Genomic DNA, 13,939 nt, shown 5'->3' on the forward strand with positions numbered 1-13,939 from the left:
ACCAAGGTCGCACCGCTATCGCTGTTTTAGATGGCACCACATGTCCTCGTTATTACCTGTGTTGACCAGCGGATGCACCACAGCTGACCGACGCAGCGAAGTGCCAACCCAACCAGTGGGTTGATTAGCCGACTGAACTTGCTCACAGGGACTTGCGTTCCGGTTACCCGCCGGTATAGTTTCGGGTTACTGGTGGGTAACTTAGACCCGAGTACCCAACCACAAAGCCCAAGTTCAGATGACTTTCTCGCTGAGGAGTAACCGTCATGAGCCACTACAAGTCCAACGTGCGCGACCAGGTATTCAACCTGTTCGAGGTCTACGGCATCGACAAGGCATTCGGTGAAGGCAAGTACACCGAGCTCGACACAGACACCGCCAAGGAAATGCTCGCCGAGATGAGCAAGCTAGCCGCGGGCCCGCTTGCCGATTCGTTCGTCGAGGGCGACCGCAACCCGCCGGTCTTCGACCCCGAGACCCATACCGTGACGCTGCCCGACGCCTTCAAGAAGTCGATGCGCGCGCTGATCGACGGCGGCTGGGACAAGGTCGGACTTGCCGAGGAACTCGGCGGCATGCCGGTACCGCGCGCACTGCAGTGGGCACTGATCGAGCACGTGCTCGGCGCAAACCCCGCGGCCTACATGTACGCGATGGGCGCGGGCATGTGCGAGATCTTCTACAACAACGGCACTGACGAGCAGAAGAAGTGGGCTGTCATGGCCGCCGAGCGCGGCTGGGGCGCCACGATGGTCCTCACCGAGCCCGACGCCGGCTCCGATGTCGGCGCCGGCCGCACCAAGGCGGTCCAGCAGGAGGACGGCACCTGGCACATCGACGGCGTCAAGCGCTTCATCACCTCGGGTGACTCCGACGACCTGTTCGAGAACATCATGCATCTGGTCCTGGCCCGCCCCGAGGGCGCCGGACCCGGCACCAAGGGCCTGTCCCTGTTCTTCGTGCCGAAGTTCCACTTCGACCCCGAAACCGGTGAGCCCCGTGAGCGCAACGGCGTGTTCGTCACCAATGTCGAGCACAAGATGGGCCTCAAGGTTTCCGCGACTTGCGAGCTGTCCCTCGGACAGCACGGCACACCCGCCGTCGGCTGGCTCGTCGGTGACGTGCACGACGGCATCGCGCAGATGTTCGACGTGATCGAGCAGGCCCGAATGATGGTGGGCACCAAGGCGATTGCCACGCTGTCGACCGGTTACCTGAACGCTCTGGAGTACGCCAAGGAGCGCGTGCAGGGTGCCGACCTCACCCAGATGACCGACAAGACCGCGCCGCGTGTGACGATCACTCACCACCCCGACGTACGTCGCAGCCTGATGACCCAGAAGGCCTATGCCGAGGGCCTGCGTGCGCTGTACCTCTACACCGCGACGTTCCAGGACGCCGCCGTCGCCAAGGCCGTCCACGATGTCGAGCCCGAGCTGGCGGCCAAGGTCAACGACCTGCTGCTGCCGATCGTCAAGGGTGTCGGCTCCGAGCAGGCCTACGGCAAGCTCACCGAGAGCCTGCAGACCTTCGGCGGTTCCGGCTTCCTGCAGGACTACCCGATCGAGCAGTACATCCGTGACGCGAAGATCGACTCGCTCTACGAGGGCACCACCGCCATCCAGGCGCAGGACTTCTTCTTCCGGAAGATCGTGCGGGACAAGGGTGTCGCACTGGCCCACGTCGCGGGCGAGATCAGCGCGCTGATCGCCAACGAGGCGGGCAACGGCCGGCTCAAGACCGAACGTGAACTGCTTGCCAAGGCTCTCGAGGACGTCCAGGCGATGGCCGCTTCGATGACCGGCTACCTGATGGCCGCGCAGGAAGACGCGAGCAGCATCTACAAGGTGGGTCTGGCTTCGGTGCGCTTCCTGATGAGCGTCGGTGACCTGGTCATCGGCTGGCTGCTGCAGCGTCAGGCTGCGGTCGCCATTGCGGCGCTGGATGCCGGCGCCACCGGTGCCGACCGCTCGTTCTACGAGGGCAAGATCGCCGTGGCGTCGTTCTTCGCCAAGAGCTTCCTGCCGCTGCTGACCAGCACGCGACTGGTGATCGAGACCATCGACAACGACATCATGGAGCTCGACGAAGCTGCCTTCTAGAGTTTCGACGCTTAGGCGGCCCCGGGACCATATCGGTCTCGGGGCCGCTGGCGTTCGAACCCGTCGGTGCCCGGCAGCAGCGACTCACGGGCTTTGGTCACTTTTTGCCGGCAATTGCGCCACAACCGACCTACGTCGGGACTTTGGGCCCTGGCAGTTAGCTGGCGATCCGCTACATTCTAGTAATGGCGATGCCTGACAGCAACGAAGCGATTCCCGTGCATCCCGCTGCAACCGGCAGAAAGCCAACCAACGCGAGCCCACTGGCGAATATTGTCGGGCCCTTCACAAAAGCCGGCGGCTACTACGCCCGTTCCTGGGGGGCATACCTCGATGGCGGCAACAACGAGTTGCCCGTCGCCCGCCCGACGCTCTCACTGGCCACCCACGCGCTGCGTGACGAGATCGTCCTGGTCGGGCTGCGGATGCGCCGCCCGCTGAGCGACGCGGCCGTCTACGAGAAGATCAACACCGAGGTGGTCAAGGCCATCGACCTCTACGGCAAGCGGGGCTGGCTGGCCCGCCCGGAGGGTTTCTTCGCCGCCCCGCCAGCCCCGAAAGACGTGACCATCCGGTCGTACAAGGTCCGTGGCCGCACCCACGAGCGGATCAAGTTCGACAGTGGCTACCAGCCGTACGCCCGCGAACCCGGCCGCGCCCGCTGGCTGAGCTACACCGGCAACCACCGCGAATACGCGATGATGCTGCGCCACCGGGAACCGCGTCCGTGGCTGGTGTGTGTACACGGCACCGAGATGGGCCGCGCCAACCTGGACCTCACCCTGTTCCGAGCCTGGCATCTGCATGAGAACTTCGGCCTCAACGTGGTGCTGCCGGTACTGCCGATGCACGGTCCACGTGCCAAAGGCTTGCCCAAGGGCGCGGTCTTCCCTGGTGAAGATGTGATGGACGACGTCCACGCCACCGCACAGGCGGTATGGGACATCCGTCGGGTGCTGGCCTGGATTCGCCTCCAACAGCCCGACGCCAAGATCGGGTTGAACAGCATCTCGCTGGGCGGCTACATCGCGGCACTGGTCGCCAGCCTCGACGAGGGGCTCACCTGTGCGATCCTCGGCGTGCCGCCGGCGAACCTGGTGTCGATCCTGGGCCGCCACGCCGGCTTGGGCACCGACGACCCCCGCCATCGCACGCTGGAATTGGCCGAACCGATCGGCGAGATGATCTCCCCGCTGTCGCTCCAACCGAAGGTGGCTCCCGAAGGCCGGTTCATCTACGCCGGGGTTGCCGACCGGATTGTGCATCCGCGCGAGCAGGTGCTCGGACTGTGGGAGCACTGGGGGCGCCCGAACATCGGCTGGTACCGCGGCGGTCACACCGGGTTCTTCCAAGCTCGTCCGGTTCAACAGTTCGTCGATGCGGCCCTGGTGCAATCGGGGCTGGTGGATTCCGGGGCCTGAGCCAGCGGTCAGCTTCCATGGAAACCGCCGCTGGAATCCCCTCCTGTCCAGCGGCGGTTCCTTCGTTCACGTCAATGCGACGCAAACAAAGAGGATGCCCCGTGTTGCCGTCGGGTCGGGGGGTCAGACGGCAACACGGAGCTATCCAATACATCTGTAACCCGGATGGGTTCGTTACAAACCCTGGGAAACTTTTTTCCGCGATCTTTTTCTGGAATGAAGCATCCGTTCGCTACGCCTCGAGGATCGCGGTGACGCCCTGGCCGCCCGCCGCGCAGATCGAGATGAGCCCGCGAACGGGCTGCCCGGTCTCCTTTTTCTTCTCGGCCAACTGCTTAGCGAGCTGAGCCACGATGCGCCCGCCAGTGGCGGCAAAAGGATGGCCCGCGGCCAGCGAGGAACCGTTGACATTGAGCTTGGAGCGGTCGATAGCACCCAGCGCGGAGTCGAGTCCTAGCAGCTCCTTGCAGTATTCCTCGGACTCCCATGCCTGCAGATGCGCCAGCACCACCGACGCGAACGCCTCGTGAATCTCGTAGAAGTCGAAGTCCTGCAACGCCAGGCCGTTGCGCGCCAGCAGGCGTGGCACGGCGTAGGTGGGAGCCATCAACAGGCCGTCCGAACCGTTGACGTAGTCCACTGCGGCGGTCTCGGAATCGACGAAGTAAGCCAGCGGAGTCAGTGAGTGTGACGTTGCCCACTCCTCGCTCGCCAGCAACGCCACCGAGGCACCGTCGGTCAGCGGCGTCGAGTTGCCCGCGGTCATCGTGGCGTCGCCGTTGCGCACTCCGAACACCGGCTTCAGCTTGGCCAGTTTCTCGGCGCTGGAGTCGGCACGCAGGTTGTTGTCCCGGTAGAGCCCGAGGAACGGCGTGACGAGATCATCGAAGAAGCCGCGGTCGTAGGCGGCCGCCATGTTGCGGTGGCTGGCCGCGGCCAGCTCGTCCTGATCGACGCGTTTGATGCCCATCTTCTTGGCGGTGATCGCGGCGTGGTCGCCCATCGACAACCCCGTGCGGGGTTCCCCATTGGTCGGGATCTCGATGCCCAGCGATGCGGGCAGCTTGCCGACCAGCTTGAGCCGATCCATGTTCGACTTGGACCGCCGCAGACCGAGCAGGGTGCGACGCAGATCGTCGCCGAGCCCGATCGGGGCGTCGGACGTCGTGTCCACCCCGCCGGCGGCCGCGACCTCGTAGCGGCCTGCAGCGATTCCGTCGGCGGCCGCGATCGCCGCCTGCAGCCCCGTCCCGCAGGCCTGCTGCAGATCAATCGCCGGCGTATAGGGGGAGAGCTGGCTGCCCAGCACGCTCTCCCGCATCAGGTTGAAGTCACGGCTGTGCTTGAGCACCGCCCCGCCGATCACCGCGCCGAGCCGCTCGCCGGCCAGGTCAAATCGGTCCACCAGACCGCCCAACGCGGCGGTGAACATGTCCTGATTCGATGCCTCCGCATAGGCGCCGTCCGATCGCGCGAACGGGATGCGGTTGCCGCCGATCACAGCGACCCGGCGACTGTTTCCACTGGTAGAGGCCACGTCAATCTCCGCCTAAAGTTCGGTTTGAAAGGGGGTATACCCACCCATACTACGCACGGTCCTTACTCTGGAGTAAGTTCGTTACAGGTCCCCGCATCGCAACCCGAAAGGCACGTTGGTGGCTTCCGACCTCTTTTCTCAGATCGTCAACTCCACACCAGGGTCACTGCTGGCCAAGCAGCTCGGCATTCCGCAGCCGGAGACGCTGCGCCGCTACCGGCCCGGCGAACCGCCGCTGGCCGGCTCGCTGTTGATCGGCGGCGCCGGACGTGTGGTCGAACCGCTGCGGGTGGCGCTGGCCGAGGACTACGACCTGGTGGCCGATAATCTCGGCGGCCGCTGGGCCGACTCATTCGGCGGCCTGGTGTTCGATGCCACCGGCATCACCGAACCGGCACAGCTGCGCGGCCTCTACGAGTTCTTCACCCCGTTGCAGCGCAACCTCGGGCCGTCGGCACGCCTCGTCGTCGTTGGCACCACCCCCGACGAGGCCGCCAGCACCGACGAACGCATCGCCCAGCGAGCGCTGGAGGGGTTCACCCGCTCGTTGGGCAAGGAGCTGCGGCGCGGCGCCACCGTGGCGCTGGTGTATCTGTCACCGGCGGCCAAACCCGCTGCGACAGGCCTGGAATCGACGCTGCGGTTCATCCTGTCGGGCAAGTCGGCCTACGTCGACGCCCAGGTGTTCTACGTCGGTGCGGCGGACTCCACCCCACCCGCCGACTGGGACAAGCCGCTAACCGGCAAGGTCGGCATCGTGACGGGCGCGGCACGGGGCATCGGGGCCACGATCGCCGAGGTGTTCGCCCGCGACGGCGCCAAGGTCATCGCGATCGACATTGAAAACGCTGCGTCCGCGCTCGAGGAGACGGCGGCGAAAGTGGGCGGCACCGCGCTGGCGCTGGACGTCACCGCCGCCGACGCCGTGGACAAGATCACCCAACACTTACGTGAGCACTACTCCGATCACAATGGGGGCCGCGCCGACATTCTGGTCAACAACGCCGGCATCACCAGGGACAAGCTGCTGGCGAATATGGACGACGCCCGCTGGGACGCCGTCGTCGCGGTGAATCTGCTTGCTCCGCAACGCCTTACCGAGGGCCTGGTCGCCAACGGCAGCATCGGCGACGGCGGCCGGATCATCGGGCTGTCGTCGATGGCCGGTATCGCCGGAAACCGGGGGCAGACCAACTACGCGACCACCAAGGCCGGCATGATCGGCCTCACGCAGGCGCTGGCTCCCGGGCTGGCGGACAAGGGCATCACCATCAATGCCGTCGCACCCGGGTTCATCGAGACGGCGATGACCGCGGCGATCCCGTTGGCCACCCGGGAGGTCGGCCGCCGGCTGAACTCCCTGTACCAGGGTGGCAAGCCGGTGGACGTGGCCGAGACCATCGCCTATTTCGCCAGCCCCGCCTCGAATGCCGTGACCGGCAACGTGATCCGGGTATGCGGCCAAGCGATTCTGGGAGCCTGACCTTGAGCACTGTGACCGAACAGCCAAGTGGCTTGCAGAACCTGCTGCGCGCGGCCGCCGGATCGCTGCCGTTCATTCCACGCAGTGAGCGCCTGCCCAACCGCACGCTGACCGTCGACGGACTCGCCATCGACCCGTCGAACGTCGCCGCCTACGCCGCGGTCACCGGACTGCGGTTCGGCGACACCGTGCCGCTGACGTATCCGTTCGTACTGACATTTCCGACGGTGATGGCGCTGATCACCGGTTTCGACTTCCCGTTCGCCGCCATGGGCGCAGTCCACGTCGAGAACGAGATCACCCAGTACCGCCCGATCGCGGTCACCGACACCGTGACGGTAAAGGTTCACGCCGAGAATCTGCGCGAGCACCGCAAAGGTCTGCTGGTCGACGTCGTCGCCGACGTCCATGTGGGCAACGAGCTCGCCTGGCATCAGGTCACCACGTTCCTGCATCAGCAACGCACCAGCTTGTCCGGAGGACCCAAACCGGAGCCACCCAAGCGACCGAAACTTCCGCCGCCCAACGCAATTCTGCGGATCAGTCCCGGCAAGATCCGGCGCTACGCGTCGATCGGCGGGGATCACAACCCGATCCACACCAATGTGATCGGCGCCAAGCTGTTCGGCTTCCCCACCGTCATCGCCCACGGAATGTTCAGTGCGGCAGCTGTTCTGGCGAACATCGAGGCTCAACTGCCCGATGCCGTGCGCTACTCGGTGAAGTTCGGCAAACCCGTCATCCTGCCCGCCAGTGCCGGCCTCTACGTCGACCGGGTGGCCGGCGGCTGGGACATCGCGCTGCGCAACATGTCCAAGGGTTACCCGCACCTGACCGGAACGATTCGCGGAATGTGAGCGTCGAGCCTGGGAGAAGCGGGGCCCCGGACTACGCCGTTGCAGGTGAGGCATCCCGGTCCGCGGGCGAGCCCTTCAGGCCGCGCCAGAACAGGTTGATCAACATATCGGCGGCTTCGTCCACATCGGCATCGCCGGCGCTGACCCGGGCCGCGACGGCCTCCCCGGCGCCCACCAGCGCCACGGCCATCATGTGAAAGTCCGTGTTGGGCTCGGGATGCCGAGTGCCGGCCTCCACCAACCGCGCCACCATGTCGATGATCTTCTCGCGGCCCTCTCGAACAGTGTGGGCGAACGCCTGCGAGCTGGTCGCCTGGGTGTAGAGCACAATCCACGAGGCCCGGTTGGCGTCGATGTACCGCAGCACCGACAGGATGACGCTGCGCAACAGGTCGTGCGGACTCTGTTTGAGGTCGATGTCCTCGCGGATCGCTTCGGTGAAGCGGCTCAGTTCCCGGCTCAGGCAGGCCCCGAACAGTTCTTCCTTGGAGCCGTAGTACAGGTAGAGCATCGGCTTGGAGATCTGCGCCTCGGCGGCGATGACGTCCATCGACGTCTCGTGATAACCGTTGACCGAGAACATCTGGACAGCGGCGTCGAGCATCTGCTGCTCCCGCACGGCACGGGGCAACCGCTTGGTGCCACCTGCCATATCACTGCCCTTCGATACCGAACTCCGAGGTCGAGCATTCAGGCTAACCGCCGCAACGCGGACTTTGTCCCTTCAAGCGCGCCATTCGCAGTATGGATGTTTCGACCGCGGGCAGCGACAACTCGCCGGCGTTAACCGCCTTCTCCAATCGGTCCAGCACCGCGGGCACCTCGTCGGTGGTCACCCACAGCGTCACATCGATACCGGCCTGCAGGCTGCGCAGCACGGCCTCGGCGACGCCATACCGATCGGAGATCGCCGCCATGCTGGACAAATCGTCACTGAACACCGGCCCATCGAACCCCGGCCCGCCGTAGCCGCCACTGCGCAACAGACCCACCGCCGCAGCGCTGAGGCTGGCCGGCATCGTCCCGGTCAGCCCCGGCACCTCGAGGTGGCCGACCATGACGGCGACAGGCAAGTCGAGAGTCAACGTGCGGTAGGGAATCAGGTCGTTGGTCTGCAGATCCGCCAGTGGCGGGGTGGTGACCGCTCCGGCGGTATGCGAGTCGCCCGATCCGTGCCCGTGGCCGGGAAAGTGCTTGAGCACCGGCAGCAGCCCGGCGTCGCGCAGGCCCCGTGCGTAAGCGCCGGCGTAGGCGGTCACCACGGCCGGGTCGTTGGAGAACGACCGGTCCCCGATCACGGTGTCGTCGGCAGCATCGGTGACATCGACGACGGGCGCGAAATCGACGGTGATGCCCATACCGCGCATCTTGTTTCCGCGGTCGAGCGCCAGTTGGTACACCTGATCAGGGGTTTGGGTCGCGGCCAGCACCCGGGCCGACGGGGCCGTCCCGATCAGCGAGGACAGCCGCTCCACGCGGCCGCCCTCCTCGTCGACGCTGACGGCCAGCGGCAGCGGCCCGGCGTTGGCGATGTCCGGCAGCGAGCCGTCGGTCAGCATCGACAGGTCGGTCCAGCTGCCGATGAAGATGCCGCCGACGTGATAGGTGTCCACCACGGCGCGGGCGTCCGCACTGCCCTTCACCCCGACCATCAGCACTTGGGCCAGCTTGTCGCGGGTGGACATCGAGCTCAGCAACGCCGGGCCGTCGCCGCAAGCGGGTTGCGCCGGCGCCGCGGGCGCCGGGACAGGGCCGGCCATCGGGCTGGCCGACGACGACGTACTGACGGGAGCCGACGACGAGGCTCCGGTGCGCGAAGCAGGGGCTGAGCAGCCGACCAGAAGCAATGGCAGTGTCGACAGGGCCGCGATTCCGCGAATCGAGAGCAGGCGGATAGGCATCCGCACATGCTGTCATGGCCGTCGGCGGGGGCCAACCAAGGTTCGCCGCATGCTAGGTTGGCCAGCGGGTATTCACCCAGCGAGACAGCCGCCCCCAGCACCTGCGAGGAGAACCGATCATGACCCGGTTCGTGGTTCCTGCCGCCGCCAGCATCGTGGTCGGCCTACTGCTCGGGGCTGCGGCGATATTCGGCACGACGTTGATGATCCAGCAGGACACCAAGCCGCCGTTGTCGCCCGGCGATCCGGCATCGTCGGTGCTGAACCGCGTCGAGTACGGCAACCGCGGCTAGTCTGAGCACGCTCGCCGCCGCCTCCCCTGCGGTCACGGAGGCGCACATCACCACCCCGCCGGTATCGCGACGCTGGCTCGGCGGTGCTTTCGTCGTGGCGCTGGTGCTGTGCTTCGCGCAGTCGCCGGGGCTGATCTCACCGGACACCAAACTCGACCTGACCGCCAACCCGCTGCGCTTCCTGGCCCGCGCGGCCAACCTGTGGAACAGCGACCTGCCGTTCGGACAGGCGCAGAACCAGGCCTACGGCTATCTGTTCCCGCACGGGGCGTTCTTCCTCCTGGGCGACACCCTCGGCGTGCCCGGCTGGATCACCCAGCGGCTGTGGTGGGCACTGCTGCTGACCGCCGGGTTCTGGGGGCTGCTGCGGGTGGCCGAGGCGCTGGGCATCGGGACCACGCCGTCGCGCGTCATCGGAGCCGTCGCCTTCGCGTTGTCACCCCGGGTGCTGACGACGCTGGGGTCGATCTCCTCGGAAACCCTCCCGATGATGTTGGCGCCCTGGGTGCTGCTGCCGGTGATCCTGGCTTTACGGGGCGGCAACGGAGCCGCCGAGGGCAGGAGCCGGTCCCTGCGGATGCTGGCCGGGCGGGCCGGGATCGCGCTGGCGTTGATGGGCGCGGTCAACGCGGTGGCCACGATCACCGGCTGTCTGCCCGCGATCATCTGGTGGCTGTGCCATCGGCCCAACCGAGTGTGGTGGCGGTTCACCGGGTGGTGGGCACTTGCCTCGGTGCTGGCCGTCACGTGGTGGGTGGTCGCTCTTCTGGCGCTCGGCCGGATCAGCCCGCCGTTCCTGGATTTCATCGAGTCCTCCGGGGTCACTACACAGTGGACCTCGCTGACCGAGATGCTGCGCGGCACCGACAGCTGGACGCCGTACGTCGCGCCCAATGCCACCGCGGCCGCCGAGCTGGTGACCCAACCGGCGATGGTGCTGGCCACCACACTGGTGGCCGCCGGCGGGATGGCCGGGTTGGCGCTGCGGTCCATGCCGGCGCGGGGTCGGCTGATCGCCATGCTGCTGATCGGCGTGGTCCTGTTGAGCGTCGGCTACTCCGGCGGGCTGGGTTCAGCCATCGCGCACCAGGTGCAGGCCTTCCTCGACGCGGCGGGCGCGCCGCTGCGCAACGTGCACAAGCTGGAGCCGGTGATCCGGATCCCGCTGGTGCTGGGACTGGCGCACCTGCTGGGCCGTATCCCGTTGCCTGGCGGCGCGCCACGACCGGTGTGGATCCGGGCCTTCGCCCACCCCGAGAACGACAAACGGGTGGCAGTCGGCATCGTCGTCCTTGCAGCATTGATGGTGGCCACCTCGATGGCCTGGACCGGCCGGCTCACCCCGCCGGGCGCGTTTCGCGCCATCCCCGACTACTGGCACCAGGCCGCGGACTGGCTGACCGAGCACAACACCGGCGATCCCACGCCAGGCCGGGTGCTGGTGGTCCCCGGTGCACCGTTCGCCACCCAGGTCTGGGGCAACAGTCACGACGAGCCGCTGCAGGTTCTCGGCGAAAGCCCTTGGGGTGTCCGCGATTCCATACCGTTGACCCCTCCGCAGACCATCCGCGCGCTGGACTCGGTGCAGCGGTTGTTCGCCGCCGGCCGGCCGTCAGCGGGGTTGGCAGACACCCTGGCCCGCCAGGGCATCTCCTATGTCGTCGTGCGCAATGACCTCGACCCGGACAAGTCGCGGTCGGCGCGCCCACTGCTGGTGCACCGGGCCATCGACGGTTCACCGGGTCTGCAGAAGGTGGCCCAGTTCGGCGAGCCGGTCGGTCCCGGCACCCTAGAGGGCTTCATCAGTGACAGCGGGCTGCGCCCCCGATACCCGGCTGTCGAGATCTATCGTGTTGGCACACAGGGCAATCCGGGCGCACCCTATCTGACCGACGCCAGCCGAATGGCCCGCGTCGACGGCGGGCCCGAGGTATTGCTGCGCATCGACGAACGGCGCCGACTGCTGCGCCAGGCCCCACTGGGGCCGATGGTGCTGACGTCCGACGCCCAGCGGGCCGGGCTCGCGGTCCCACTGGTCACCGTCACCGACACTCCTGTCAACCGAGAGACCGACTACGGCCGCGTCGACGACCACTCCTCGTCAGCCAGGGCCGAGGGCGACCGCCGCAACACCTTCAACCGGGTGCCCGACTATCCGGTTCCGGGTGCCAAGCTCGTGCACGGCGCCTGGACCGGCGGGCGGCTGTCCGCGTCGAGTTCCTCCTCGGATGCCACCGCGCTGCCCAACGTCGCCCCGGCCAGCGGCCCTGCCGCGGCCATCGACGGCGACCCGGCCACCGCCTGGGTGTCCAACTCCCTGCAAGCCGCGGTCGGACAGTGGCTGCAGATCGACTTCGACCATCCCGTCACGAACGCGACGCTGACACTCACCCCGAGCGCCACCGCCGTCGGCGCCCAAGTGCGCCGCATCCAGGTCTCGACCCAAAATGGCACCACCACAGTGCGTTTCAACGAGCCCGGGAAGCCGCTGGCAGTGGCCCTGCCGTACGGAGAGTCGCCGTGGGTGCGGATCACCGCGATCGGCACCGACGATGGCTCGTCGGGGGTCCAGTTCGGCATCACCGATCTGTCGGTCACCCAGTACGACGCGTCCGGTTTCGCGCATCACATCGACCTTCGGCACAGCATGGTGGTGCCGGGCCCACCTGGCGGATCAACGGTCGCGGCATGGGATCTGGGCGCTGAGTTGCTCGGCCGGCAAGGCTGCGCGGATTCTCCCGATGGCGTGCACTGCGCAGCCTCGATGGCGCAGGCCCCCGAGGAACCGGTCACTCTGAGCCGCACCCTGACGGTGCCCAAACCGATCGAGGTCAGCCCGACAGTATGGGTGCGCGCCCGGCAAGGCCCGCACCTGGCGGACCTGATCGCGCAGCCGGGCACCACCCGGTCGCGCGCCGACGCCGATCTGATCGACGTCGACGGATCGGCCTACGCGGCGACCGACGGCGATCCGCGTACTGCGTGGACCGCGCCGCAGAATGTGGTGCAACACCGCAGCGCGCCCACGCTGACCATCACGCTGCCGAAGCCGACCGAGGTCACCGGGCTGGCGCTGACCCCGAGTGCCTCGCCGCTACCCACCCATCCCACGATGGTCGCCATCGACCTCGGCGACGGCCCTCAGACCCGCCGTCTGGCAGCCGACCCGCACGCGGATACCCAGACGGTGGCCCTGCGGCCGAGGGTCACCGATACGGTGCGAATCAGCCTGCTGAACTGGGATGACGTAATCGACCGCACCGCATTGGGTTTCGACCAGCTCAAGCCCCCCGGCCTGGCTGAGGTCGCGGTTCTTGGGCCGGACGGGAAGCCCGTCGCGCCCGCCGACGCCGCCAGCAACCGGAAACGGACCATCGAGATCCCCTGCGGCGAGGGCCCCATCATCGCGGTATCGGGGCGGTTCGTGCAGACGTCGGTGACCACCACGGTCGGCGCATTGCTGGACGGCCAGCCGATCCCGGCCCGCGCGTGCGACCCGACACCGATCGCGCTTCCGGCCGGCCAGCAAGAGCTGCTCATCAGTCCCGGCTCGGCGTTCGTCGTGGACGGCGCCCAGCTGAGCGGGCCGCAGGCCGACCAAATACCCACCGCACCAATAACTCCCGCCGACATCACCAGCTGGGGCCCGGACCGCAGGGAGTTCAACGTCGTGCGCGCGCCCACCGCACGGGTGCTGGTGGTTCCCGAGAGCGTCAACCCCGGCTGGGTCGCCCGCCTGCCCGACGGCGTCACCCTGACGCCCGTGGTGGTCAACGGCTGGCAGCAAGGCTGGGTGGTTCCCGCCGGTGAGCAGGGCGCCATCACGGTGAGCTTCCCGTCCAACCAGGTCTACCGGATCGGCCTTGCCGCCGGACTATCGCTGCTACCGCTCCTTCTGCTGCTTGCGCTGGTGCCGCCACGTCGTCCGCGGACCGACCACGATCCGGCTCGGCCGTGGATGCTGCCCGTGCTCGCCGGTGTGGGAGTGCTGGCCGCCGGTGGGCTGATCGCCGGCGTCGGCGGCCTGGTGGTGTTCGGGACCGCCATGGTGCTCGGCTACCTGCTGCGTCGACGCACCCGGCTGCGCGACCGGTTGACGCTGGCGGCCAGCGCCTGCGGACTGATCGCGGCGGGCGCACTGCTGTCGCGGTATCCGTGGCGGTCGGTCGACGGCTACATCGGTCACTCACCCTGGGTACAGCTGCTGGCCCTGATTGCCGTTGGCGCGCTGGCCGCCTCCACCACATTCCCCGAGTCGCTTCGCTCCCGCCCGCCGGCCGAGCACCAACCGCCACCGCAAACTGACAGCGAAACCGCCGAGGACACAAGCATTCCCCACTAGGGT

General features: G+C 67.4%; 9 protein-coding genes. 6 read left to right on the forward strand and 3 right to left on the reverse strand.

The features are described from left to right. The first annotated feature begins 266 nt into the window (after positions 1-266). Both G6N38_RS09245 and G6N38_RS09250 read left to right on the forward strand, forming a co-directional pair. A complete protein-coding gene (locus G6N38_RS09245; RefSeq protein ID WP_163747254.1) occupies positions 267-2,102 on the forward strand; it encodes an acyl-CoA dehydrogenase in 1,836 nt (611 codons plus the stop codon). A gap of 185 nt (positions 2,103-2,287) precedes the next feature. After that, on the forward strand, positions 2,288-3,523 hold the full coding sequence (locus G6N38_RS09250) for an alpha/beta hydrolase family protein (protein ID WP_407662955.1): 1,236 nt from the start codon (positions 2,288-2,290) through the stop codon (positions 3,521-3,523). A gap of 232 nt (positions 3,524-3,755) precedes the next feature. Here the strand turns inward: G6N38_RS09250 and G6N38_RS09255 are convergent, their stop codons facing one another. Further along, positions 3,756-5,060 (reverse strand): acetyl-CoA C-acetyltransferase, encoded by a 1,305-nt coding sequence (locus tag G6N38_RS09255; RefSeq protein ID WP_163747255.1) that lies wholly within the window; start codon positions 5,058-5,060, stop codon positions 3,756-3,758. A gap of 118 nt (positions 5,061-5,178) precedes the next feature. Here G6N38_RS09255 and G6N38_RS09260 point away from each other — a divergent pair, with 118 nt between their 5' ends. Next, positions 5,179-6,543: a 3-oxoacyl-ACP reductase gene (locus G6N38_RS09260; RefSeq protein ID WP_163747256.1), complete on the forward strand. Its 1,365-nt coding sequence runs from the start codon at positions 5,179-5,181 to the stop codon at positions 6,541-6,543. After that, on the forward strand, positions 6,516-7,400 hold the full coding sequence (locus tag G6N38_RS09265) for a MaoC/PaaZ C-terminal domain-containing protein (RefSeq protein ID WP_163747257.1): 885 nt from the start codon (positions 6,516-6,518) through the stop codon (positions 7,398-7,400). The genes G6N38_RS09260 and G6N38_RS09265 overlap by 28 nt, the downstream gene beginning before the upstream one ends. Before the next feature lie 31 nt (positions 7,401-7,431). Here G6N38_RS09265 and G6N38_RS09270 read toward each other — a convergent pair whose 3' ends face one another. Together G6N38_RS09270 and G6N38_RS09275 are read right to left on the reverse strand one after the other, a co-directional pair. Continuing rightward, positions 7,432-8,052: a TetR/AcrR family transcriptional regulator gene (locus tag G6N38_RS09270; protein ID WP_163747258.1), complete on the reverse strand. Its 621-nt coding sequence runs from the start codon at positions 8,050-8,052 to the stop codon at positions 7,432-7,434. Positions 8,053-8,095: 43 nt separating this feature from the next. Further along, entirely contained in the window at positions 8,096-9,301 is a 1,206-nt protein-coding gene (locus tag G6N38_RS09275; protein WP_163747259.1) for a glycoside hydrolase family 3 N-terminal domain-containing protein, read from the reverse strand. A gap of 119 nt (positions 9,302-9,420) precedes the next feature. Between G6N38_RS09275 and G6N38_RS09280 the strand changes: the two genes are divergently transcribed. Together G6N38_RS09280 and G6N38_RS09285 are read left to right on the forward strand one after the other, a co-directional pair. Continuing rightward, entirely contained in the window at positions 9,421-9,594 is a 174-nt protein-coding gene (locus G6N38_RS09280) for a DUF2613 domain-containing protein (protein ID WP_163747260.1), read from the forward strand. A gap of 46 nt (positions 9,595-9,640) precedes the next feature. Next, positions 9,641-13,936, forward strand: a complete 4,296-nt coding sequence (locus G6N38_RS09285; RefSeq protein WP_163751898.1) for an alpha-(1->3)-arabinofuranosyltransferase — start codon at positions 9,641-9,643, stop codon at positions 13,934-13,936. The last annotated feature ends 3 nt before the right edge of the window (positions 13,937-13,939 follow it).

The organism is Mycolicibacterium helvum, assembly GCF_010731895.1.
GTDB lineage: Bacteria > Actinomycetota > Actinomycetes > Mycobacteriales > Mycobacteriaceae > Mycobacterium > Mycobacterium helvum.

Bases quoted from the DNA above. Each gene is read 5' to 3' on its own strand.
- G6N38_RS09265 (WP_163747257.1), top strand. From the start codon at position 6,516: ATGCGGCCAAGCGATTCTGGGAGCCTGACCTTGAGCACTGTGACCGAA.
- G6N38_RS09250 (WP_407662955.1), top strand. From the start codon at position 2,288: ATGGCGATGCCTGACAGCAACGAAGCGATTCCCGTGCATCCCGCTGCA.
- G6N38_RS09280 (WP_163747260.1), top strand. From the start codon at position 9,421: ATGACCCGGTTCGTGGTTCCTGCCGCCGCCAGCATCGTGGTCGGCCTA.
- G6N38_RS09275 (WP_163747259.1), bottom strand. From the start codon at position 9,301: ATGCCTATCCGCCTGCTCTCGATTCGCGGAATCGCGGCCCTGTCGACA.
- G6N38_RS09270 (WP_163747258.1), bottom strand. From the start codon at position 8,052: ATGGCAGGTGGCACCAAGCGGTTGCCCCGTGCCGTGCGGGAGCAGCAG.
- G6N38_RS09245 (WP_163747254.1), top strand. From the start codon at position 267: ATGAGCCACTACAAGTCCAACGTGCGCGACCAGGTATTCAACCTGTTC.